Source organism: Pseudomonas anatoliensis (assembly GCF_017976235.1).
Lineage (GTDB): Bacteria > Pseudomonadota > Gammaproteobacteria > Pseudomonadales > Pseudomonadaceae > Aquipseudomonas > Aquipseudomonas anatoliensis.
This window is the reverse complement of sequence record NZ_JACVHC010000009.1, coordinates 209,006-233,138: the sequence shown is the minus strand read 5'-3', so window position 1 is coordinate 233,138 and position 24,133 is coordinate 209,006. Positions and strand designations below refer to the sequence as shown.

Genomic DNA, 24,133 nt, shown 5'->3' with positions numbered 1-24,133 from the left:
CTGTTTTTGTCTTGTTTTAGTCAGCGAGCCGGCAGATTACCCGCAAACGCCGCGCTCGTCTGTCCGTGCAACGTCACAAAGACGCACAGGATCAGGCAAGCATTGCTCGGGAATTCACGACTTCACGTCCGGGTCGCAACGTTGCCCCTGTCGCCGGGATTTGACAGGAAACGCGTAGCTCGACAAAGTCGCACCCCTTTTGCGGCCATCAGTGCCGCAGGTCAGTGTTGAACAGGGGTTGTCGTTGAACGAACACACATTGTCCATGCGTCTGGAGCGCGTGGCGGCGCACGTGCCCGCCGGCGCGCGACTGGCCGATATCGGCTCGGATCACGGCTATCTGCCGGTGGCGCTGATGCGTCGTGGCGTGATTGCAGCGGCAGTGGCTGGCGAAGTGGCGTTGACGCCGTTCCGCTCGGCTGAACGCACGGTGCGCGAGAACGATCTTGAACAGCACATCACCGTGCGTCATGCCAGCGGCCTGGCGGCAATCGAGCCTGGCGACGCAATCACCGCGATCAGCATTTGCGGCATGGGCGGCGAAACCATCCGCGACATTCTCGACAGCGGCAAAGCGCAGCTTAGCGGCACCGAACGCCTGATCCTGCAACCCAACGGCGGCGAGCAACCCCTGCGCCAATGGCTGATGGATAACGGCTACCGCATCCTCTGCGAAGAACTGCTGTGGGAAAACCGCTTCTACTACGAAATCATCGTTGCCGAGCGTGCAGACCCCGTCGCCTACACGGGGCCAGAGTTGTACTTCGGGCCACTGCAGATGCAGGCGCGCAGCCCGGCGTTCCTGAGCAAGTGGCAGCGCATCCTTCGCGAGAAACAAAAGACCCTGAGCCAGTTCGCCCGAGCGCGGCAGGCGTTGCCCGAAGCGAAAGTTCAAGAGATCGCGCAACAGGCGCAATGGATCACCGATTTATTGGCTTGAATGGCGGACGCCTGACAGCACTGATCGCTTCGCTTCCATCCTGGGCGCACATCCGTTGTGACCAAGGCTTCTGAATGACTCCCCCCCGCTATCGCCCTCAGTGGAAGAATCCCGCAGGGTTCGCTCCTTTCGATTTGATACACCACATCACAAATGAAGTACCTCAAGGCGTATTTATCAATCACGCGCCACTTCTTAAAGTTCACTCCAACAGCAGCCCATCATCCCGACAGGCTGGCTAATGGAGTTACTCCAATGCCTTTCATCAGCGTACGCATCACCCGTGACGGCGTCACTCGCGAGCAAAAAGCCCAGGTGATCAAAGAGATCACCGAGACGATGGAGCGAGTACTCAACAAGGACCCAAAACTCACGCACATCGTGATTGAAGAAGTCGACACGGATAACTGGGGTTACGCCGGTATCACCACCACCGAGTACCGCCAGCAGCTAGCGGACGAACAGTCATGAGCCGCACGGTAAAAATCGACTTTGTCTCGGATGTGGTCTGCCCATGGTGCGCCTTGGGCGCTACGGCACTTGAGCAAGCGATTGCGAATCTGGCCGGTGAGATCGATGTTGAACTGACCTACAAACCGTTCGAGCTGAACCCGGATATGCCGGCCGCCGGTGAACACGCCGTCGAGCACATGATGCGCAAATATGGCCGTAGCGCTCAGCAAGTGGCAGAGCGCAACGCGATGATCATTCAACGCGGCAAAGACATCGGGTTCACTTTCGATCTGGAAAAACGCAGTCATTTTTTCAACACGTTCAATGCGCATCGCCTGTTGTTTTGGGCACACATCGAAGGCCGTCAACGCGCACTGAAGAAAGCTCTGTTGCGAGCCTACTTCACCGACGGCAAGAACCCGGATGACGCGCAAACGCTGGTGAATCTGGCGGGCGAAGTCGGTCTCGACACCCGGCGTGCGCAAGAAGTATTGGCGAGCGGCGAGTTCAGTCAGGAGGTCCGCGAGCTTCAGCAGTTTTACCAGGCGCGAGGCATCAACTCGGTCCCGGCAATGGTGCTCAATGACCGAGAACTGATGTCCGGATCGCACTCGGTCGCCGAATACCAGCAAGCGTTACGGCAGGCGGCACGAGAAACCTCTCAGGCCTGATTTGCAGATTTTTCTACCCAATCCCTATCGATTCAATGAGGAATTCATCATGAGCACTTCCAATAAAGTTGTAGTGGTTACCGGCGCCTCGCAAGGCATTGGCGCTGGCCTGGTCAAGGGTTTTCGCGATCGCGGGTATCAGGTTGTCGCGACGTCTCGCTCCGTCAAACCGTCGTCAGACCCGGATATTCTGACCGTCGCTGGCGACATCGCTGATCCGCAAACCGCCGAGCGGGTTATCCGTGAAGCCGTTGCACGCTTTGGTCGCATCGACACACTGGTCAACAACGCGGGCATCTTCGTCGCCAAGCCGTTCACCGATTACAGCAAAGAAGATTACGCCCAGGTCGTGGCGACCAACATGAGCGGCTTCTTCTACATCACCCAACTGGCCATTGCCGAGATGGAAAAAAACCGTAGCGGCCATGTCGTCAGCGTCACCACCAGCCTGGTCGACCACGCGATTGACGGCGTGCCTTCGGTGCTGGCTTCGCTGACCAAGGGTGGCATCAACGCGGCAACCAAATCGCTGGCCATCGAGTACGCCAAGCGCGGCATTCGGGTCAACGCGGTTTCGCCGGGCATCATCAAGACCCCAATGCACGGCGTGGAAACCCACGAAGCGCTGGGCAATCTCCACCCGGTTGGCCATATGGGCGAGATTGATGACATCGTGCAAGCGATCCTCTATCTGGATAACGCGAACTTTGTCACGGGCGAGATCCTGCACGTCGACGGCGGCCAGAGCGCGGGTCATTGATCCAGCCGCTGTCCTTGCCACAACAAACGGCACCGTCGGTCTATACCGGCGGTGCCGTTTGTTGTGGTAAATACCGGGATGAAATATCCGTTGAGACTCGGTGTAATCGATTATGAAGCGCCACTTTGAAGACTTGCAGTTAGGCAGTATCGAACTCTTTTGCCTCGCCGCCGAAGCGGGCAGCTTCACCGCGGCTGCGCAGCTCGCCGGGGTAACTCCGGCAGCGGTGAGCCGGTCGATTCTGCGTCTGGAACAACGGCTCGGTGCTCGGCTCTTCGCGCGAACCACGCGCAGCATTCGCTTGACCGAGGCCGGTAGAAACTTCTTCGTCCAGTGCAGCCAGGCGCTGACCCAACTGGTCGAAGCTCAACAAGAGGTCATGGGCGCACAGACAAGTACCTCAGGACGATTGCGCATCAGCCTGCCGACCACTTACGGGCATCACCGCATCCTGCCGCTGCTGCCAAAGTTTCGTGCGCTGCACCCCGACGTCACCGTCGATATCCACTTGGGTAATCGCAACATCGACTTCGTCGCGGAGGGCTACGATTTGGCGATCCGCGTGCGCGCCCAACCCGACTCGACGATGATTGCGCGCCTTTTAGAGGACGCCAAACTGGTGGTGGTCGCCTCGCCCGAGTATTTGCACAAGGCCGGTACGCCGCAGACGCTGGAGGATCTGGCGGAACACGAGTGCATCCAGTTTGAACTGCCCAGCAGCGGACGGCGGATTTCATGGCTGTTTCAGGAAAACGGCAGCGATCGCGAGATTATTTCGGACGGCGGTTATTCCTGTTCTGACGATGTGCTCGGTGGCGTGACGCTGGCCAAGCATGGTGCCGGGGTGTTCCAGACCTACAAATTCATTGTCGAACAGGAATTGGCGGACGGCCGTCTCGTCGAGGTCCTGCAGCCCTATAAAGGTCGTTCCCGGCCTTACACCTTGCTGTATCCGCACGGGCGCTACGTGCCCCAACACGTGCGGGCCTTCGTCGATTTTCTGCTGCAATACCGTGATCAGTGGGCGGAGCTTTAGCGGTGAATGCGTCGGGCGCTACAGACTGATTGCACTGGCTCTGGCCACACAGGTAGTATTGAGAGAGATTCTCACTAACATCTGGAAAGCTCACCAGTGCAATCTCCTCCGTCCAGCAAGCTGGGATACTTTTTCAGTGATCATCATCGATGGTTGTTGCAGCATATCAATCGTCATGTGCGCAACCACGCGGACGCCGAGGACACCGCCGCCGATACGTTTTGCCAACTGCTGGCGGCCCGCGTCGATCCGGACAGCATCGAGCAACCGCGTGCTTACCTGTCGACCATCGCACGCCGGTTGATCTTTGATCGTCATCGTCGGCGCAAGCTGGAACTGGCCTACCTTGAGCGGTTGTCCGCTCTGCCTGAAGCATTGGCGCCCTCCCCTGAAGAACAACTGCAATTGATCGAAGCCCTGGTCGCGATCGACCGCGCCATCGATGGTTTGCCGTTGATCGTCAAAACCACCTTCCTCTACAGCCAACTGGACGGCCTGAGTTACGTGGCGATTGCGCAGAAACTCGGCCTGTCGGAGCGCACCGTCAGCCGCTACATGAAACAGGCGATGCGCCAATGCTATTTGTGCGAGATGGCACCGTGAGCAAAACCCGCCTCGACCCTGTCAGCGAGCAAGCCATCGACTGGATGGTCAAGCTGCGCGCCGGCACGCCTGACACTGCGCTCAACGAACGCTTCAACGCCTGGCTGGCGATGGATTCTGCGCACAGACAGGCGTGGGACACCTTGCAGGAACGCCTCGGCGGTTCGTTCAACACGGTTCGCGCACTGGATCGACGCGTGCCCGGCCAGGCCGGTGAAGCCCGGCAGATTCTGTTGCAGCCGCAGGCTTCGCGGCGTGATGCCTTGCGCGTCATCGCCGGTCTCGGGCTGCTCGGCGGCGGCCTGCTGCTGGGCAGCAAAACCCGCTTGGGTGAAACGCTGCTGGCGGACCTGCACACCGGGCGCGGCCAGCGGCAGCACTTCAATCTGGCCGATGGCAGTCGCCTGAGCCTGAACGCCGACAGTGCGGTGGATCTGCGCTTCGATGACGCGCAACGCGTGATCATCCTGCGTCATGGTGAATTGGTAATTGATGTCGCGCCAGATGCTCGTCGGCCTTTGGTCGTGCGCACCGCCGAGGGCGAAATGCGTGCACTGGGCACGCGTTTTCTGGTAGCCCAGGAACCGGACGCCAGCCGCCTCGTGGTGTTGCAGCATTCGGTTGAAGCCCGTTTGTTCAACGGCACAACGCAAATCGTCAAGGAAGGTCAGGCGGCGGTCCTCTCCTCGCGTGGCATCACGCTGGCCAGCGGCGATGAACGTCGGCGCGCAGACTGGTTGAGCGGCAAGTTGAATGTACTGGATGAATCACTGGCAGACGTGGTCGCTGCGCTGCGACCTTACCATCGTGGGTTCGTACGCCTGGCCCCGGATATTCGCGGCTTGCGGGTGCAGGGCGTATTCCCGCTGGATGACGCCGAGCGCACCTTCAGCGCCTTGGCCGAAACCCTGCCGATTCGCGTGGATCGCTACGGCCCTTGGCTGACCCTGATCAGTAAAAAGTGATGGGCGAACATTTTTTTGAAAATCGTTCTCGTTTGTGTCCGGTTTTCATTTCTCATCCCACCTATCTCCTGACACTTCAAAACAAACAGGAGAATGTTGTGCTCAACACGTGGCCCCGTACCCTTCCCTTCGCCGTTGCCCTCGCGACCCTGGCAAGCTCAGCGCTGGCGCAAGAGCTGAGCTTCAACTTGCCGGCCGGCGCCCTTGCCAATACGCTCAATGCGATTGCCGGCCAGAGCGGCCAGATCATTTCGCTGGAGCCTGCGCTGGTGCAGGGCAAACAGGCACCGGCAGTGATAGGCCGGATGCCCGCCGAACAAGCGCTGCAAAAGGCGCTGTCGGGCAGCGGCTTGCAACTGCGCGTCACGGGGCAAGGCAACTTCAGCGTCGAACCGGTGACTGACAACAGCGCAGCGCTGCAACTGGGGGCCACCAACATTGTCGAGCGCAGCAACGACGCCACCACCGAGGGATCGGGCTCCTATGCCTCGCGGGCGGTGACCATTGGCAAAGGCACACACACGCTCAAGGAAATTCCGCAGTCGGTCACCGTCATGACCCGCAAACAAATGGATGATCAGGACCTCACCGATCTCAAGGACGCCGCCAATAAAACCACCGGTCTGGTCGGCCTTCAGGGCGTGGGCAAAGGCATGATCCTCACCTCACGCGGTTTTCAGATCGACGACTGGCAGTACGACGGCGTGCCGATCCCGCGCAATACCTATGCGCTGGGCAACTGGGCAACGCAGGACCTGATTTTCTTTGATCGCATGGAAGTGCTGCGCGGCGCGTCGGGCCTGCTGCAAGGCGCCGGCAGCCCCGGTGGCGCGATCAATCTGGTGCGCAAGCGCGGCCAGAACACCCCGACCGTAACCGTCACCGGCAAGGCGGGTTCGTGGGATCACTACGGCTTGCAACTGGATGCCGGCGGACCGTTGAACTCGACCGGCACGGTGCGCGGGCGTTTTGTCGCCGATGAAGATCAGAGCCATTCATTCGTCGATTACGAATGGAGCAAAACTCACTCGCTGTACGGCGCTCTGGACTTCGACGTCAGCGATGACACCACGCTCGGCGTGGCGGTCAGCCATTCGGATGGCGAATCACGGCCAATGATCCGCGGCCTGCCACGTTACGCCGACGGCAAGCCGCTCAACGTGCCGCGTTCCACCTACGGTGGTGCACGCTGGAACCATGCCGACATTGATGTCACTACCGTTTACGCCGATCTGGAACATCGCTTCAACGACGACTGGGCCGTCAAGGTCGGTGCGGTGCGCATGACCGAGACCAACAAATCGAAAAACCAGCGCACGCAAACCAGCGGCGCCGGGGTGCAAGCTGATGGCAGCGGTTTGCAATACGCCGATTTCGTCACGGATTTCGACGCAAACAAACTCGGTCTGGACATGAACCTCTCCGGGCATTTCGAAGCGCTGTCGATGGAGCATGAAGTGATGCTCGGCGGCAACTACGCCAAGTTCACCTCTGACGATAAATTCGCTCGCACCTTCAACAACAGCAGCGACACGATTTTCGACATCAACCACGACCGTCCCGAAATCAGCTACGAAGGTTTGCTCAATACCCCGGGTGGCCGGGCAACGCCGAGCGAATACGACATTCGTCAAAAAGGCCTGTACGGCAGCTGGCGGGTCAAACCGGTCGAATCACTCACGCTGGTGCTGGGTTCGCGCGTCAGTTGGTACGACTACAGCTACAAGTCATGGACGCAAATGGCGTTCAGTGACGTCGCTGTCGAGGAACCGCAAAGCACCGCGAACGAGACCGGCGAAGTCACGCCTTACGCGGGCATCGTCTACGACTTGATCCGCGAGTGGGCGGTGTACGCCAGCTATACCGACGTGTTCGAACCCCAAACCAATCGCAACGCTAACGGTTCCGTGCTCAAACCGGTGATCGGCAGCAATTACGAGGTGGGTCTTAAGGGCGAATTGATGGACGGCCGGGTCAACACGTCGTTGGCGGTGTTCCGTTATGACCAGGAAAACCGTGCAGTCAACGACCTGGCTTCAGGCATGGTTTGCGACGACTGGTATTGCTCGACGGCCGCCGGGAAAGTTCGCAGCCAGGGTATCGAAGCCGAGATCAGCGGCGAAGTGCTGACTGGCCTGCAACTGTTCGCCGGCTACACCTACAACACCACCAAGTACCTCGACGACCCGACTGAAAAAGGCAAAACCTTCAGCACCTGGACGCCGAAACACATGCTGCGGGTGTGGGGCGATTATCAGTTCAGCGGCGACTGGAACCATGTCAGCACCGGCCTGGGTTTCACCACCCAAAGCCATACGCTTGGCTATGAACACACTTACGACGTCGCTGGTTACACCGTCTGGAGCGCCCGTCTCGGTTACCAGTTGAGCAACGAAATCGGCCTGGCGGTGAACGCCAACAACCTGTTCGACAAGCGCTACTACACCGCCGCCTACAACCAGCTCAATGGCAACAACAACTTCGGCGACCCGCGCAACGTGATGTTCAGCGTCAAGTACACCCCCGAGTTCTGAACCGCAGCACTTGGCGTTGGCCTGCCAGAGTTCGGGTCCGGCAGGTCAGTCTGAACGTCAAATGCTGAGCAGTTGTTGCGTAGTCGCCATCGACGTATTCAACGACTGCCCGGTGCGCTGCAACTTGTTCAGCAGGCTGGCACCCAACCACATCTGGTACAGGGTTTCCGCCAACCGCCGGGCATTGCCCTGAGGAAGGCTGTTTTCAGCCTGCCCCTGCTCGATGCACAGGGTAATGCGCGACACCACTTGTTCGGCGCCATCACGCAAGGTGAGGCGCATCGATTCGGACAGATCGGCGACTTCGGCGCTGAGTTTCACCACCAGACACTCATCGCCGTGGCCTTCGAGCGTGCAGCGGTTCTGCCAGCCCAGCCAGTAATCCATCAATCGCTCATAAGCGGTCAGCCCCGGCAACGTCAGGCGTCGCTCCATGTCGGCGAGGTAGCCAACAAAGTAATCCTCGAGCAAGGCCTGGCCATAGAGCTCTTTGGATTTGAAGTAGTGATAGAACGAGCCCTTGGGCACGCCGGCGGTTTGCAGGATTTCATTGAGGCCGACACTGGTGAAGCCCTTCTCGGCCATCATTCGGTGGCCGGTATCGAGCAAGTGTTGGCGGGTGTCGTCGTAGGTCGGTTTCATGGGGCGCAAATTACCAGACAATAGACCAGTCGTATATTTCAGAGGAACGGAAGTTTGCCATATCTGTCAGTGAAAAACCTGCGCAGAAAAAATTACTAGACGACTGGTCTAATTGGCATCTATGCTGCGCTCCGACAACTCATCTCCCGGTGTCGGCGTTTCGCAAATCCGTTGCGCAGCGACGCCACCTGATCAACCAAGGGTGCTTTATGAAAATCTTGATGGTTCTGACTTCGCACGATCAACTTGGCGACACCGGCAAGAAAACCGGCTTCTGGCTCGAAGAGTTCGCTGCTCCTTACTACGCCTTCAAGGATGCCGGTGCCGACGTCACCCTGGTGTCCCCGGCCGGTGGCCAGCCACCGCTCGATCCGAAAAGCGACGAGCCAGACGCACAGACCGCCGAGACCGATCGCTTTCGCAATGACCCGGCCGCCCAACAGGCACTGGCCAACACCGGGCGTCTGGCGGATGTTCGGGCGGATGATTTCGATGCGGTGTTCTACCCAGGTGGCCACGGCCCGTTGTGGGATCTGGCCGAAGACAAGCAGTCGATCGCTTTGATCGAAGCCTTCGACCGCAGCAACAAGCCGCACGGTTTCGTTTGCCACGCACCGGGCGTACTGCGCCACGTTTTGAATGCTGAAGGCAAACCGCTGATCCAGCATCGCCAGGTCACCGGTTTCACCAATGCCGAAGAGGCCGCGGTCGGTTTGACCGATGTCGTGCCGTTCCTGATCGAAGACGAGTTCCAGCGTCTTGGCGGTTACTACTCCAAGGTCGCCGACTGGCAGGTGCATGTGGTGGCTGACGGGCAATTGGTCACTGGCCAGAACCCTGCCAGCTCCGCAGCGGTCGCCGAGAAGTTGCTGAAGATGCTCGGCTGATAAGCCCCTTCGGGAAAAGTCCTCCGAACGCCGTGTGCGTGCCACACGGCGTTTTTTTTACGCCCACCATATAGTTGACTGGTCTAATAAACCAGTGAAAAAGGTAATCCATGAACAACAGCAGTTATTTCACCCCCGCCAAATTGGGCCTGCACACCCTGAAAAACCGCATCGTCCTGCCGCCCCTCACCCGCCAGCGCAGTACCCAACCGGGCAACATCGCCAATGAATTGATGGCCGAGTATTACCAGCAGCGCGCAGGCGCGGGTTTGCTGGTGACCGAAGGCACGCAGATCGAGCCACGCGGCCAGGGTTATGCCTGGACGCCGGGCATTCACACGCCCGAGCAAATTGCCGGATGGCGCAAAGTCACCGATGCCGTGCATGCCGTCGACGGGGTGATTTTCGCCCAGCTCTGGCACGTCGGCCGTGTGTCGCACAGCGCGTTGCAACCTGGCGGCGCGGCGCCGGTCTCGGCTTCCGCCGTGGCGACCGACCGGGTCAGTGTGTTTATCGAAACCGCGCCAGGCAAAGGCGAACTGGTGCCGCCGTCCGCACCGCGCGCGTTGAGCACTGAAGAAGTTCAGGAACTGGTCCAGCTCTATATCCAGGCAGCACGCAATGCGATGGACGCCGGTTTCGACGGCATCGAACTGCACTGCGCCAACGGCTATCTGGTCAACCAGTTCATCTCGGCGCACAGCAATCTGCGTACCGATCAATACGGTGGCTCGCTGCACAATCGCCTGGGTTTTCTGCGCGAAGTGGTAGCGGGCGTCGCCGAGTGCATTGGCAAGGAGAAGGTCGGCGTGCGCTTCGCCCCGCTGTTCACCACCACCGATGAGGCGCGCACGTACCTGGGCCTGGTCGAGGAAGATCCGCACACCACTTATATAGAAGCGATCAAGGTGCTGGAGGACGTCGGCATTGCTTATCTGTCCATCGCCGAAGCCGATTGGGACGATGCGCCAGCAATGCCGCAAACCTTCCGCCAAGCGGTGCGCGACACCTTCAGCGGCGCGATCATCTACGCCGGGCGCTACAACGCCGAATCCGGTGCGCGGCTGCTCGATTCCGGCCTCGCTGACTTTGTCGCTTTCGGTCGACCGTTCATGGCCAATCCGGATCTGCCTGCGCGAATCGCCAACGACTGGCCGCTGAATGCACTGAACCCGGCCACGGTGTATGGCGGCAGCGCTGAAGGTTATATCGATTATCCGGTGTACCCCGGCTAGCAGAAAAACCTATACAAAACTAAATTTCCGTACAACTATCTGAGCAAGGACTTCCCAACCACTGGCTACCTCTATTGCCTCTCATCAGGCTGATTGCGTTCGAATGAAGACTGTTAACCGCTTGTGCCTGGTCCTCGGTGACCAGTTGTCTTTCGATCTCGCCTCTTTGCAGGGGCTTGATCGCGAACGCGATACCGTCCTGTTGGTCGAGGTGATGGAGGAAGCCAGTCACGTTCCTCACCATCCGCAGAAAATTGTCCTGGTGTTCAGCGCCATGCGTCATTTTGCGCAGGCGTTGCAGGAGCAAGGCTTTCAGGTGCAGTACGTCAGGCTCGACGATCCGCAAAACACCGGCGCTGTGCCGAGTGAGTTGCAGCGCTGGCATGCGCTTCTAAAGCCGAACGAGTTGCACCTGACCGAATGCGGCGACTGGCGTCTGGAGCATTCGCTGCGCGATTGTGGTTTGCCCATCCATTGGCACAATGACAGCCGTTTTCTCTGCACCCGCGCCGAGTTCGCCGATTGGGCGGCCGGTAAAAAACAGCTGCGCATGGAGTTCTTCTACCGCGAGATGCGCCGCAAAAGCAGGCTGTTGCTCAATGGCGACGGCACGCCGGTGGGTGGCGCGTGGAATTTCGACGCCGACAACCGCAAGTCACTGCCCAAAGGCGTAAAGGCGCCCTACCCGCTCAGCTTCAGCGCAGACCCGGTCACTCAGGAAGTCCTCGCGTTGGTGCGCGATCACTTCGCCAGTCACTACGGCGCTCTCGATACCTTCAACTACCCGGTGACCCACGCCGACGCCCAAGCGCTGTGGCAATACTTTCTGGATTTCGGTCTGGCCGGTTTCGGCGACTATCAAGACGCCATGGCCAGCGACGAGCCGTTTCTGTTCCATGCGCGCATCAGTGCGGCGCTCAACATCGGTTTGCTCGATCTGCGGCAACTGTGCAGCGACGTCGAGTCGGCCTATTGGGCGGGCAGCGTTGCCCTGAACGCCGCCGAAGGTTTCATTCGGCAACTGATCGGCTGGCGGGAGTATGTGCGCGGGGTTTACTGGCTGAAAATGCCTGACTACGCCGAGGGCAATTCATTCGGTAACAGCAGGCCATTGCCGGAGTTCTACTGGACCGGCGAAACGCAGATGAACTGCATGCGCCAAGCCATTGGTCAAAGCCTCAAACATGCTTATGCCCACCACATCCAGCGGCTCATGGTCACGGGCAATTTCGCCTTGCTGGCCGGCATCGCGCCGAGCGAGATCTGCGAGTGGTATCTGGCCATTTACATGGACGCGTTCGACTGGGTCGAGTTGCCCAACACCCTGGGCATGGTCATGCACGCTGATGGCGGATACCTGGGCTCCAAGCCTTACTGCGCCAGCGGCCAGTACATCAAGCGAATGTCCGATTACTGTCGCGATTGCGCCTACAAGGTGAGCGAAAGTACCACCGACAACGCCTGCCCGTTCAATTCGCTGTACTGGCATTTTCTGATGCGCCACGGCAATCTCCTGCGCAGCAATCAACGCATGGGCATGCTCTACAAAAACCTCGACCGCATGCCTGAAGCCAAACAGCAGGCCCTTTGGCAGCGCGGGCAAATGCTGCTCGACAAGCTGGATAACGGCCATTCGTTGTAGATCCGCAAGCGCCGCCCTTCAAGGCTGCAACTTATGCAGGGCGCGCCGTGTCAATGGGTGACCCGTAGTGTTCGTTTGCAATACGTTGAACGAGCCCGGGCCACAATAATCATCAGGCGTGAGTGGTGAAAATCCTGAAACATCTTACCCGCGAAGCGCTTGAGTCAGAGGTCATGCGTCTGCGCCAGGCGCTCGAAACCGGCACTGGACAAACACTCATCAGCGACGTACAGCACGATATCGCCGCGCAACTGGCCGCCAGCCGAGCGGCGCTCGCCGCCAGTGAAGCGCGCCAGCGGGCAATCTTCGAGTGCGCGATCGATTTCGCCATGGTCGCCACCGACCCGCGGGGCATTATCACCGAATGGAACGCCGGCGCCGTCAATGTCATGGGCTGGACCGCCGAGGAAATGCTCGGCCAGAGTGCTGCGAGTTTTTTCACACCAGCCGATCGCGCCTCCGGCCGTGTTGAACTGGAAATGCAGCGCGCTCTGCTTGAAGGACGCGCCTCAGATGAACGCTGGCACCTGCGCAAGGACGGCAAATTGTTCTGGGCGTCGGGCGAACTGATGCCGCTCTATGCGGATGATCAATCCCATCTGGGCTTCGTGAAAATCCTTCGTGACCGCACCCAGGAGCATCTCGCCGGCCGTGCGCTTTTCGAATCGCAAGAGCGCTATCGCCTGGCGCTCAAGGCAACACGCGACGCGGTCTGGGACTGGGATCTGCAGACCCGGCAGATTGTCTGGAACGAAGCCTTGCAGCAGGCTTATGGGTTCCCTTCAGCAGCCATCGAGCCGACGAGTGACTGGCGCCTTGCCCAGATCCACCCGCAGGATCGCGAGCGCGTCGAAGCCTCGATTCGCTCTGCCATCGACGGCAGCGGATCGACCTGGACCGCCGAATATCGCTTCCGCTGCCAGGACGGTTCCTACGCCGAAGTGCTCGACCGCGGACACTTGATCCGCAACGCCGACGGCCGCGCCGAGCGCATGATCGGCGCGATGCTTGATCTGACGCGCTCGCGCAGTGCCGAAACGGCGCTGCGCCTGAGCGAAGAACGCTTCAGCACCATTCTGGAAACCATCGAAGCCGCATTCGCCATCGTCAACGTCAAATTCGACGCCGACGATCTTCCGGTGGATTACTACTTCGTCGAAGCCAACCCGGCGTTCGAACGTCAATGCGGGGTCAATCTGCGTGGTAAATGGGTGACCGAGTTTGCCCCCAACCTGGAAAAGTTCTGGTTCGAGACCTACGGGCACGTGGCCAAGACGGGCGAGCCGGCGAACTTCGAAAATTACGCCAACACCTTTGAGCGCTGGTTCGACGTGCGTGCCGTACGAGTCGGCGACCCGGCCGACCGGCAAATCGCGATCCTCTTCAATGACGTCACCGAACGACGCGACGCCGAAGAGCGCCTGCGCATCAGCGAAGCGCTCGCGCGTGAAAACGTCGAGCGCGTACAACTCGCCCTCGCCGCCGGCGCCATTATCGGCACCTGGCACTGGGACCTGCCGACCGATAGCTTTACCGTGGATGAAGCCTCCGCCAAGGTGTTCAATCTCGATCCTGCTTTGGGCCGCACCGGTCTGAGCCTGGAACAAGTGGTGACGACCGTTCACCCCGACGACCGCGAAGGACTCATCGGTGCGATCAACGAAGCGATTGCTCGCGGCGGCGCCTATTCCCATCAGTACCGGGTGCGCGACGCCGATGGAAAATACAACTGGCTTGAGGCCAACGGACGCGTCGAGTGCGCCGACGACGGCACTGCGCTGCGCTTCCCCGGCGTGCTGATCGATGTGGAAGAGCGGCGCAGTGTCGAGGCCGAGCGCGATCGGGCCAACGCGGCACTGCGTGCGCTCAACGACACCCTGGAACAACGCGTGATGGCGCGCACTGCCGATCTCATGCAAGCCGAGGAAAAGCTGCGCCAGTCGCAGAAAATGGAAGCCGTCGGGCAACTGACCGGCGGCCTGGCGCACGACTTCAACAATCTGCTGGCCGGCATTTCCGCCGCCCTGGAGCTGATGGAAAAACGCATCGCTCAGGGCCGTATCAAGGACGTCGACAAGTATCTGGTGACCGCCCAAGGCGCGACCAAACGTGCAGCGGCGCTTACCCATCGACTGCTGGCGTTCTCCCGACGCCAGACCCTCGATCCGCGGCCAACGGACGTCAACACGCTGATTGTCGGCATGACCGAGCTGATCCAGCGCACCGTCGGCCCGAGCATTCGCTTGAAGACGTTGGTGGCACCCGATCTTTGGCCGGCGCTGGTCGATGCCAGCCAGTTGGAAAACGCTCTGCTGAATCTGTGCATCAACGCCCGCGATGCCATGCCAGATGGCGGCAGCATCACGGTGGAAACCGCCAACCGCGCCGTGACCATCGAGTCGGTCCACACACTGGACATTCCCGAGGGCGAGTACCTTTGCCTCTGCGTCACCGACACCGGCACCGGCATGAGCGCGGAAGTCATCGCCAAGGCCTTCGACCCGTTTTTCACCACCAAACCGCTCGGCCAGGGTACGGGGCTTGGGTTGTCGATGATCTACGGCTTCACCAAACAATCCGGTGGCCAGGTGCGCGTGCATTCACAAGTCGGCCAAGGCACCACGATGTGCATCTACCTGCCACGCTATCGCGGCGAAGCCAAACAAAATTACGACGCCACCCGCAGCACGACAACACCGCTGGTAAAAGCAGGCGAGACTATCCTCATCGTCGACGACGAACCCACCGTGCGGATGCTGCTCAAAGACGTGCTCTGCGAACTTGGCTACACAGTGCTGGATGCGGCTGACAGCGTTGAAGGCCTGGAGGTACTGCGCTCCAACGCGCAGATCGACCTGCTCATCACCGATGTCGGCTTGCCGGGCGGCATGAACGGCCGGCAAATGGCCGATGCAGGCCGGGAAATCCGCCCAAAACTCAAAACCCTGTTCATCACCGGCTACGCCGAAAACGCCGTCATCGGCAGCGCTCAACTCGGACCGGGCATGCAAGTGCTGACCAAGCCTTTTGCAGTCGACACCCTGGTTTCGCGGGTCAGCAATTTGCTGTCCGAAGCGACAAAGCCGTAAACCGCAACCGGCCCCTGTAGGAGCTGCGGCACGCTGCGATTTTTTGATCTTGATTTCAAACAACAGGATCAAAAGATCGCAGCCTCGTTTCACTCGAATGCTCCTACAGATTTGTGTGCTGGCCGAAGATCTGTGAGCGACGCACAAACCTGTGGGAGCGAGCTTGCTGGCGATAGCGGTGGAACAGTTATCGGATGTTTTGACCGTGTCGACGCCTTCGCGAGCAGGCTCACTCCTACATTGTTCGGTGGGGGCATTAATCTTGTGAACACCACAAAACCTGGTGGGAGCTGCGGTGCCCACACATTTTCGACCCTTGCAGATTTCCTGTAGGAGCCAGCCTGCTGGCGATAGCGGTGGATCAGTCACTGGATGTTTTGCCTGTGCCAGCCCCGATTTAACGCAGCCGATTGACTGAGCGTATTTATGCCGTTGAACTGCCGTTAGCTCGGCTATCAATATTTAAAATGAGAGGGGCCCACAGATGCACCCAACCACGCCCGACGGCCGATATTTCGTGGTCAAAGAACAGCTTTGGCGGTGCAGCAACCCGGCGTTGGACCCGCAACAGCGCCAGCATCTGGTCGACGACTTGATGACAGCGCGACGCGAAGTCAAAGCGGCAAAGTTGCTGGATGACCCGCAAAAATTGAAAGCAGCGAGGGCGCATGTGCACGCCGCCAAAGTGGCACTGGGCGAGCGTGGCCCGGTCTGGTGGGAGGACGGCACTGCGGATTACAACCGGTATAAAGTGAGCAACACGCCGTATGCCGAGTGGTATCAATCGTTGAAACTGGAAGGCGCCTAAGCCATTTCAAATCGCGCCGTGCTGTCACGTGGCGTCAGCTGAAACGGCAACACCACATGTCGAGCAGGCAACGGCTGTTTCTCGATCAGCGCAATCAGCATTTCGACGGCTTTCTCGCCAAACACTTCCGCCGGTTGGGAGATGGTTGTCAGCGGCGGATCGCAGTAAGCCGCCATCGGAATGTCATCGAATCCCGCCAGCGAAATATCCTCCGGCACGCGCAACCCCTGCTCCTTGATGCGCTTCAAAGCACCAATCGCCATCTCGTCATTTTCACAAAAAAGCGCGGTCGGCCGATCGTCGAGTGCGAGCATTTTTCCGGCGCCGGCATAGCCCGCAGCCAGACTGAAATCGCCGTGACAAACTAGCGCATCGTCCAGCGCAAGCCCCGCCTGGCGTATCGCCTGTTCGTATCCCGCCAGACGATCTCGCGTCAGCGGGCTGCCTTTCGACCCTTTGATCAGGCCGATGCGCCGATGCCCCAGCGCGATCAAATGCTCGGTCATCGCCTTGGCGGCCGCGACGTTGTCGAGGCTGATTGTCGGATGACGGCCTTGCTGGATCACTTCGCACGCATTGACGATCGGTGGCAGATCCTTCCCCGAAGCGGAGCCTTCGAAGGGGTCGAAGGCGCGCAGTTGAATCACGCCATCCGCTTGATGGGCATACACCAGATCAGCGAACTGGCGTTCGAGTGTTTCGCGACCCTGGGTGTCGCACAGCAACAATCTGTAGCCGGCGGCTTGCGCAGCCTTTTGCGCACCGCTGATGACTCGGGCGAAAAATGTGTTGGCGATGGTCGGGACCAGAATCACCAGGTTCCCGGTTCTGCGTGAGCGGAACTGCACCGCCATCAGATTCGGGCGATATCCGGCCTGTTCGACGGCAGCCATGACCCGATCGCGGGTGTCGGGCAGTACGCGCTCCGGCGACTTCAATGTTCTTGACACTGTTGCCACCGAAACGCCCGCCAGCCGTGCCACTTCGCGAATATTGGACAAGTCTGCCTCGCTCTTTCAATCAAATCGGCCGCCGAGCTTACCGCACCGCGCCGCCCTCCGAAACGCCGACATTCGTCCGAGATGGTTTGACAGCCGTGCATTTCGAGCCTAGATTTCGCCCACGATGTAACCGGTTACATCATAGACGACTGATGCACTATCCACAGAGACAATTGCCATGATTGCTGCTGCTCGAAAAATAAGAATGGGCTTCGTCGGTGGGGGTGAAGGCGCCTTCATCGCTCAGGCACACCGGCAGGCAGCCGGCCTCGATGGACGCTTTGAACTGGTCTGCGGTGCGTTCAGCCGAGACGCGCAAAACAATCAGCGCAGCGGCGCCGCATTGGGTCTGCCTGCGCAACGCTGTTACGACGCCTGGCAAGACATGCTCGCCGCCGAATCCCGGCTGCCGCCCGATCAGCGCATGGAGCTGCTGGTGATCGTCACGCCTAATCACTTGCACGCCCCTATCGCCAGCGCAGCGTTGAGCGCCGGTTTCCATGTCTTCAGCGAGAAGCCTGCTGCGCTCAATCTGGCCGAAGTGCAGGCGCTCAAAGGCGTCGTCAGCAGCAGTCAGCGAATCTACGCGCTGGCGCACACCTATCTGGGTTACGCGATGGTCTGGCAGGCCCGGGAAATGGTCGCCAGCGGCGTTATCGGGCGCTTGCGCAAAGTCCTCGTCGAATACCCGCAAGGCTGGCTCAGCAGCGACGTCGCCGGCCAAGGCAACAAGCAGGCCGACTGGCGCGACAACCCTGAACAATCGGGCATCGGCGGCTGCATCGGTGACATCGGCACTCACGCGTTTTCCCTGGCGGAGTTTGTCGCCGGTCAGCCCATCCAGTTCGTCAGCGCGATGCTTGGCTCGCACTTCAGCAGCCGCCAACTGGATGACGACGCCGCCATGCTGTTCAAAATGGCCGACGGTGCCAGCGGCGTGTTGATCGCCAGTCAGGTCTGCGCCGGTGAAGAGAATCCGCTGAAAATTCGTCTGTATGGCGACAAGGGTGGTTTGGAGTGGCGCCAGGAAGAGCCCGCCAGTCTGATCCACCGCCCGTTGAACGAACCCATGCGCGTGCTGCGTTCGGGCCTCGGCCAACCGTGGCTATGTGAAGCCGCGACCCGGCGCATGCGTCTGCCCGCCGGGCACCCGGAAGGTTATCTGGAGGCCATGGCCAATCTTTACGGCGACCTCGCACAGGCCATTCTCCAGGGCGCGAGCGGCCCTGATGCGCCCGGCGTGCCCGGCATAGAAGCCGGCCTGCGCGGCATGGCCTTCATCGAAACCGCTCTCGCCAACCATCGCGGTGATGCCAAGTGGAGCGAAATACCTCGCCAGTCAATCGGAGCATCCGCCAATGACAACTGATCAAACAAACCCTGGCGGCATGCGCGGCCCGGGCATCTTTCTCGCGCAGTTCATCTCTGACGAAGCGCCCTTCGACTCCCTCGCCAACATTGCGCAGTGGGCGGCCTCGCAAGGCTACAAGGCCATCCAGTTGCCGACCCTTGGCACGCGTTTCATTGATCTTGAGCGCGCCGCCCACAGTCAGGATTACTGCGACGAACTCATCGCAATTTGCGCCAAGGCCGGCGTGGTGATCAGCGAGCTGTCGACCCATCTGCAAGGCCAACTGGTCGCGGTGCATCCGGCGTTCGACAGCCTCTTCGACGACTTCGCCCCAGAGGATTTGCGCGGCAAGCCGCAAGCGCGCACGCAATGGGCGATCAACCAGTTGAAACTGGCAGCGCGCGCCAGTCAGCGCCTTGGGCTGACTGCCCATGCAACCTTTTCCGGCGCGCTGCTCTGGCCGTATGTCTACCCGTGGCCGCAACGCCCTGCCGGTCTGGTCGAGCAAGGCTTTGCCGAATTGGCCGAGCGCTGGCTGCCGATACTCGACTGTTTCGACGAGGCCGGTGTAGACCTGTGTTACGAAATCCATCCCGGCGAAGACCTGCACGACGGCGCCTCTTTCGAGCGTTTCCTGGAGGCGGTGAATCATCATCCGCGCGCCGCGATTCTGTATGACCCGAGCCACTTGCTGTTACAGCAGATGGATTACCTGGGATTCATCGATCGCTACCACGAGCGCATCCGCATGTTCCATGTGAAGGACGCCGAGTTCCGCCCCGACGCGCGCTCCGGAGTTTACGGCGGCTATCAAGGCTGGGTTGATCGCCCGGGCCGATTCCGCTCGCTGGGCGACGGCCAGATCGACTTCAAATCGATCTTCAGCAAGTTGACCCAATACGACTTCAACGGCTGGGCCGTGCTCGAGTGGGAATGCTGTCTGAAAGATGCCGCGCAAGGCGCTGCCGAAGGCGCCGCCTTCATCGAACAACACATGATCACCAAGACCCGCAAGGCGTTCGACGACTTCGCCAGCGTGAGCGCTGACGAACAATCCAACCGACGTCTGCTGGGGCTTCACGACCACTGATTTACCGCTGTTACCGACATAAAAATAATACGGTGATTGAAATGAACGTAATGAATGCGCGACTCAGCGTGATGATGTTTTTGCAGTTTTTTATCTGGGGTGGCTGGTTCGTCACCCTCGGCACCTTCCTCACCACAACGCTGGCGGCTAGCGGCGGCCAGGTGGGGATGGCGTTCTCGACCCAGTCGTGGGGTGCGATCATTGCGCCCTTCGTCATTGGCCTGATTGCCGATCGGTTCTTTAACGCCGAACGCATCCTGGCGGTGCTGCATCTGATCGGCGCGGTGCTGCTGTTCCAGCTCTATCGGGCGCCAGATTTCAGCGCGTTTTATCCTTATGTGCTGGCCTACATGATGGTCTACATGCCGACGCTGGCCTTGGTCAATGCGGTGGCGTTCCGACAGATCAAAGACCCGGCCCTGGAGTTTTCGCGCATACGCGTCTGGGGGACCGTCGGCTGGATTGTCGCCGGCATCGTGATCAGCTTTGGTTTTGCCTGGGACTCCCAACAAGCCATCGCGGCGGGCGGCTTGCGCAACACCTTCCTGATGTCTGCCGTAGCGTCGCTGGTGTTGGGGTTCTACAGCTTCAGCCTGCCGAATACCGCACCGCTGAAATCCACTGAAGGTTCGGCGAGCCTGAAGCAGATGCTGGGCGTGGATGCGTTGAGCCTGCTCAAGGATCGCAGCTATCTGGTGTTCTTCCTCGCGTCCATTCTGATCTGCATTCCTCTGGCGTTTTATTACCAGAATGCCAACCCGTTCCTCGCCGAAATCGGCGTTACCAATCCGACGGCGAAGATGGCCATCGGGCAAGTGTCCGAAGTGCTGTTCATGCTGCTTTTGCCGCTGTTCATTCAGCGCTTCGGCATCAAGATTGCGTTGCTGGTCGGCATGCTGGCGTGGGCGTTGCGATACGTGCTGTTTGCCTTCGGCGACAACGGTGATCAAGCATTCATGCTGCTCGTCGGCATTGCCCTGCACGGCGTTTGCTACGACTTTTTCTTCGTCTGCGGGCAAATCTACACCGACGCCAAAGCCCCCGAGCGCTTTCGCAGCTCGGCTCAAGGCCTGATTACCCTGGCGACTTACGGTTTGGGCATGCTGATCGGCTTCTGGATCGCCGGCCAGATCACCGACCACTTCGCCTTGGCTAACGGGCATGACTGGCGCAGCATCTGGCTGTTTCCGGCCGGTTTCTCGGTTGCGGTAATGCTGCTTTTCTGGCTGACGTTCAAAGGACGAGACAGCGACAAGGCTGTGATCCCCTCACCCGTCTAAGCACTACCGCCCCCTGTAGGAGCTGCGGCACGCTGCGATCTTTTGATCTTGATTCCGAACAACATGATCAAAAGATCGCAGCCTCGTTGCACTCGAATGCTCCTACAGAATGGTGTGTCAGTTGAACGAACAAAAGCGTGCTTTTGAGGGCAGGCTTTTGGTTAGTCAGCGTCCCATCTAGACCCTACCGCCCCCTGTAGGAGCTGCGGCACGCTGCGATCTTTTGATCTTGATTTCAAACAACAGGATCAAAAGATCGCAGCCTCGTTGCACTCGAATGCTCCTACAGGATGGTGTGTGTTCAGTTGAACGAACGAAAGCCTGCTTTTCAGGACAGGCTTTGGGTTAGTCAGCGTCCCGTCTAAGCACTACCGCCCCCTGTAGGAGCTGCGGCACGCTGCGATCTTTTGATCTTGATTCCGAACAACAGGATCAAAAGATCGCAGCCTCGTTGCACTCGAATGCTCCTACAGGATGGTGTGTCAGTTGAACGAACAAAAGCCTGCTTTTCAGGGCAGGCTTTTGGTTAGTCAGCGTCCCGTCTAGACCCTACCGCCCCTGTAGGCGCTGCGGCACGCTGCGATCTTTTGATCTTGATTTCAAACAACAGGATCAAAAGATCGCAGCCTCGTTGCACTCGAATGCTCCTACAGGATGGTGTGTCAGTCGAACGAACGAAAGCCTGCTTTTCAGGGCAGGCTTTTCGAGTTGTGACAGTGCCAGCTTACTTTTGCTGCGCCGTCAGCGCCGCATAACCATTCATCAAGTTGCGATAGTTCGGAATACGCTGCGACAGCAGATTACCCAGCCCTTCGATGTCGTTGCGCCAGTCGCGGTGCAGCTCACAGGCTACCGAGAACCAGTTCATCATTTGTGCGCCGGCTTGGGTCATGCGGCTCCATGCGGCTTGTTGCACAGTGGTGTTGAAGGTGCCGGAGGCATCGGTGACCACGAACACATCAAAGCCTTCGGCCAGGGCTGACAGTGTCGGGAACGCCACACAAACATCGGTGACCACGCCGGCAATGATGATCTGCTTGCGGCCTGTAGCTTTGATCGCCTTGACGAAGTCTTCGTTGTCCCAGGCGTTGATCTGGCCTGGACGGGCGATGTAGGGCGCGTCCGGGAACATCTCTTTCAGTTCCGGTACCAATGGGCCGTTCGGGCCTTGTTCGAAACTGGTGGTGAGGATGGTCGGCAGTTCGAAGAATTTCGCCAGATCGGCCAACGCCAGAACGTTGTTCTTGAATTCGTTCGGCGAGAAGTCCTGCACCAGAGAAATCAAACCGGTCTGGTGGTCAACCAGCAGTACTACGGCGTCGTCTTTGTTGAGGCGGTTGTAGGTTGGCGTGTTCATCTGTGCAGTCCTTTTTAGTTGGGGAAGTTCTTGTTGCGTTCAAGATGGGCTCAGATTACTGACACTCCAGCGCTGGATAAATCGGCTGAAAAGCGTTTAACCGTCAACTTGAACAGGACAATCACGCGACACTGATCACGGATTTCGCTGGCATCCCGACCTTCCCGGCGATCCTTGTCATACTGTTACCAGCTTCACGTGTGCAATAAACCCAAGGAGATGTTCATGCTCGGACGCCACTCGCCAGAGCCGAACACAGACAACCCCGCATCCCTGAAAGCCGTGCGCGCCGGATCGACGTTCCGCCTGACGGTGAGTTTCATGCTGGTAGTGGTCATGGCCTTTTTGGCGGTCGAGAGCTGGCGAACTTGGCGCGACTACCGTGCAGCCTTCGATTCTGCGCGCAACTCGGTGACCAACCTCGCCCGCGCCACGGCCCAGCATGCCGAAGACACCATCCGCCAGATGGACGTGCTGACCGCCGCCCTGAGTGAGCGGATCGAGGGTGATGGCCTGCAAAACCTGGATGTCCCGCGCATTCACAAATTGTTGGTGCAGCAATCGACAATCATGCCGCAGCTGCACGGCTTGTTTATCTACGGTCCTGATGGACAGTGGATCGTCACCGACAAGGAGGTGACGCCCGAGACCGCTAACAACGCCGACCGCGATTATTTCCAGTACCACCGCACCCATGAAGATCGCCATGTGCGCATCGGCGATGTGGTCGAGAGCCGCTCCACGAAAGACCTGATCATTCCCATATCACGCCGGTTGAACAACGCCGATGGCTCGTTCGCCGGCGTGTTGCTGGGCACGGTCAAGGTCAGCTATTTCGTCGATTACTACGGTGACTTTCGCATCGATGACAAAGGCGCGCTCGTGCTGGCCAGGCGCGACGGCACCATCCTCGTGCGCCGCCCGTTCATCGCCTCGGTGATCGGCAAGAGCCTGGCCAACAGCGAGATCTTCAAGACCTATTTACCCAACTCCAACTCAGGCATCGCGCAAGTGCGCGCCGTCGTCGACGACACCGAGCGCTTGTACGGCTATCGTGCCCTCACCACCTATCCACTGGTGGTCGAAGCCGGTCTGTCGCGTGATTCGATCATCGAACCCTGGCAGCAGGATTTGCTGAAGAACGGCTTCGTGCTGGTGTTTCTGATTCTGGTGCTGAGCTGTTTCGGCCTCATCGTCCTCAGCCAGTTGCGCCAGCGTATGGCGATGGAACGGCAAATCCGCCACGCCCATCAGACCATGCGCGACATGGCGTTGACTGACGCCCTGACCGGGCTCGGCAACCGTCGACGCCTGGATAATTCGCTGGCCGATGAAATTCGATTGGCCCGTCGCCAGGGTTCGGCGCTGTCGTTGATCATGCTCGATGTCGACCACTTCAAACGCTACAACGACCAATACGGACATGCGGCGGGTGATGATTGCCTGAGCGCGGTCGGCCAGGCGATCCAGCAAGCGGTCAAACGCCCGGGTGACCTGGCCGTACGTTACGGCGGCGAAGAGTTCACCGTGTTATTGCCCAACACCGATAGCGCCGGGGCGATTCAGGTCACTGAGGACATTTTGCAGAGTATTCGTGCGCTGAAGCTTGCGCACGCCGGGCATCCTCTGGGGTACGTCACGGCCAGTGCTGGCATCACCACGCGTCATCCTGTCGACGATACGGTCACGCCGGCCTCGTTGTTGAAAGCGGCCGACACCCGTCTCTATGAGGCCAAGCAACAGGGGCGCAACCGTTGGTGTTCGAGTTCGGCGGTGATGAGCTGATAAC

20 protein-coding genes are annotated in these 24,133 nt (G+C 59.4%); 17 read left to right on the top strand and 3 right to left on the bottom strand.

Annotated features, from left to right (window positions below; genetic code table 11):
• Nucleotides 1-244 precede the first annotated feature (244 nt).
• The 8 genes from ICA16_RS26325 to ICA16_RS26290 all read left to right on the top strand — a co-directional run bounded on the left by ICA16_RS26325 (nucleotide 245) and on the right by ICA16_RS26290 (nucleotide 7,962).
• Nucleotides 245-940, top strand: a complete 696-nt coding sequence (locus ICA16_RS26325; RefSeq protein WP_210701978.1) for a tRNA (adenine(22)-N(1))-methyltransferase — start codon at nucleotides 245-247, stop codon at nucleotides 938-940.
• Between the two features lie 255 nt (nucleotides 941-1,195).
• Nucleotides 1,196-1,411, top strand: coding sequence for a tautomerase family protein (locus ICA16_RS26320; protein ID WP_042558834.1), 216 nt, complete (start codon nucleotides 1,196-1,198; stop codon nucleotides 1,409-1,411).
• Nucleotides 1,408-2,064, top strand: a complete 657-nt coding sequence (locus tag ICA16_RS26315) for a DsbA family oxidoreductase (RefSeq protein WP_210701977.1) — start codon at nucleotides 1,408-1,410, stop codon at nucleotides 2,062-2,064. Before ICA16_RS26320 ends, ICA16_RS26315 begins: the two co-directional genes overlap by 4 nt.
• A 49-nt stretch (nucleotides 2,065-2,113) precedes the next feature.
• Nucleotides 2,114-2,824 carry an SDR family NAD(P)-dependent oxidoreductase gene (locus tag ICA16_RS26310; RefSeq protein ID WP_042562036.1) on the top strand — a complete coding sequence of 237 codons (711 nt, stop codon included), beginning with the start codon at nucleotides 2,114-2,116 and terminating at the stop codon, nucleotides 2,822-2,824.
• 112 nt (nucleotides 2,825-2,936) lie between these two features.
• Nucleotides 2,937-3,860, top strand: a complete 924-nt coding sequence (locus ICA16_RS26305) for a LysR family transcriptional regulator (protein WP_210701976.1) — start codon at nucleotides 2,937-2,939, stop codon at nucleotides 3,858-3,860.
• Nucleotides 3,861-3,956: 96 nt separating this feature from the next.
• Nucleotides 3,957-4,463, top strand: coding sequence for a sigma-70 family RNA polymerase sigma factor (locus ICA16_RS26300; protein WP_210701975.1), 507 nt, complete (start codon nucleotides 3,957-3,959; stop codon nucleotides 4,461-4,463).
• Nucleotides 4,460-5,428, top strand: a complete 969-nt coding sequence (locus ICA16_RS26295) for a FecR domain-containing protein (RefSeq protein ID WP_210701974.1) — start codon at nucleotides 4,460-4,462, stop codon at nucleotides 5,426-5,428. The genes ICA16_RS26300 and ICA16_RS26295 overlap by 4 nt, the downstream gene beginning before the upstream one ends.
• Nucleotides 5,429-5,526: 98 nt before the next feature.
• Nucleotides 5,527-7,962: a TonB-dependent siderophore receptor gene (locus ICA16_RS26290; RefSeq protein ID WP_338049963.1), complete on the top strand. Its 2,436-nt coding sequence runs from the start codon at nucleotides 5,527-5,529 to the stop codon at nucleotides 7,960-7,962.
• A gap of 57 nt (nucleotides 7,963-8,019) precedes the next feature.
• Here the strand turns inward: ICA16_RS26290 and ICA16_RS26285 are convergent, their stop codons facing one another.
• A complete protein-coding gene (locus ICA16_RS26285; RefSeq protein WP_150604993.1) occupies nucleotides 8,020-8,604 on the bottom strand; it encodes a TetR/AcrR family transcriptional regulator in 585 nt (194 codons plus the stop codon).
• A gap of 209 nt (nucleotides 8,605-8,813) precedes the next feature.
• Here ICA16_RS26285 and ICA16_RS26280 point away from each other — a divergent pair, with 209 nt between their 5' ends.
• From ICA16_RS26280 to ICA16_RS26260, 5 genes are all read left to right on the top strand, one after another.
• Nucleotides 8,814-9,491, top strand: a complete 678-nt coding sequence (locus tag ICA16_RS26280) for a type 1 glutamine amidotransferase domain-containing protein (RefSeq protein WP_042558830.1) — start codon at nucleotides 8,814-8,816, stop codon at nucleotides 9,489-9,491.
• A gap of 110 nt (nucleotides 9,492-9,601) precedes the next feature.
• Complete coding sequence (locus tag ICA16_RS26275) at nucleotides 9,602-10,726, top strand: alkene reductase (protein ID WP_210701972.1); 1,125 nt, start codon at nucleotides 9,602-9,604, stop codon at nucleotides 10,724-10,726.
• A 103-nt stretch (nucleotides 10,727-10,829) separates the two neighbouring features.
• Nucleotides 10,830-12,368, top strand: a complete 1,539-nt coding sequence (locus tag ICA16_RS26270) for a cryptochrome/photolyase family protein (protein WP_210701971.1) — start codon at nucleotides 10,830-10,832, stop codon at nucleotides 12,366-12,368.
• 173 nt (nucleotides 12,369-12,541) lie between these two features.
• Nucleotides 12,542-15,457: a PAS domain-containing hybrid sensor histidine kinase/response regulator gene (locus ICA16_RS26265; RefSeq protein ID WP_210702030.1), complete on the top strand. Its 2,916-nt coding sequence runs from the start codon at nucleotides 12,542-12,544 to the stop codon at nucleotides 15,455-15,457.
• A gap of 484 nt (nucleotides 15,458-15,941) precedes the next feature.
• Nucleotides 15,942-16,265: a hypothetical protein gene (locus ICA16_RS26260; protein WP_210555190.1), complete on the top strand. Its 324-nt coding sequence runs from the start codon at nucleotides 15,942-15,944 to the stop codon at nucleotides 16,263-16,265.
• On the opposite strand, the gene ICA16_RS26255 is transcribed toward ICA16_RS26260, so the two are convergent.
• The gene (locus tag ICA16_RS26255; RefSeq protein WP_210701970.1) at nucleotides 16,262-17,266 is read right to left on the bottom strand and encodes a LacI family DNA-binding transcriptional regulator; all 1,005 of its coding nucleotides are present in this window, start codon (nucleotides 17,264-17,266) and stop codon (nucleotides 16,262-16,264) included. The genes ICA16_RS26260 and ICA16_RS26255 overlap by 4 nt on opposite strands.
• 178 nt (nucleotides 17,267-17,444) lie before the next feature.
• Here ICA16_RS26255 and ICA16_RS26250 point away from each other — a divergent pair, with 178 nt between their 5' ends.
• From ICA16_RS26250 to ICA16_RS26240, 3 genes are read left to right on the top strand one after another with little or no spacing between them, the layout of a single operon-like run.
• Complete coding sequence (locus ICA16_RS26250) at nucleotides 17,445-18,635, top strand: Gfo/Idh/MocA family protein (protein WP_210701969.1); 1,191 nt, start codon at nucleotides 17,445-17,447, stop codon at nucleotides 18,633-18,635.
• Nucleotides 18,625-19,707 (top strand): sugar phosphate isomerase/epimerase family protein, encoded by a 1,083-nt coding sequence (locus ICA16_RS26245; protein WP_210555187.1) that lies wholly within the window; start codon nucleotides 18,625-18,627, stop codon nucleotides 19,705-19,707. The genes ICA16_RS26250 and ICA16_RS26245 overlap by 11 nt, the downstream gene beginning before the upstream one ends.
• 41 nt (nucleotides 19,708-19,748) lie before the next feature.
• Nucleotides 19,749-20,987, top strand: coding sequence for a nucleoside permease (locus tag ICA16_RS26240; protein WP_210701968.1), 1,239 nt, complete (start codon nucleotides 19,749-19,751; stop codon nucleotides 20,985-20,987).
• A gap of 724 nt (nucleotides 20,988-21,711) precedes the next feature.
• On the opposite strand, the gene ycaC is transcribed toward ICA16_RS26240, so the two are convergent.
• On the bottom strand, nucleotides 21,712-22,344 hold the full coding sequence (gene ycaC, locus ICA16_RS26235) for an isochorismate family cysteine hydrolase YcaC (protein WP_042558826.1): 633 nt from the start codon (nucleotides 22,342-22,344) through the stop codon (nucleotides 21,712-21,714).
• Between the two features lie 225 nt (nucleotides 22,345-22,569).
• Here ycaC and ICA16_RS26230 point away from each other — a divergent pair, with 225 nt between their 5' ends.
• Nucleotides 22,570-24,129, top strand: coding sequence for a sensor domain-containing diguanylate cyclase (locus ICA16_RS26230; protein ID WP_210555185.1), 1,560 nt, complete (start codon nucleotides 22,570-22,572; stop codon nucleotides 24,127-24,129).
• The last annotated feature ends 4 nt before the right edge of the window (nucleotides 24,130-24,133 follow it).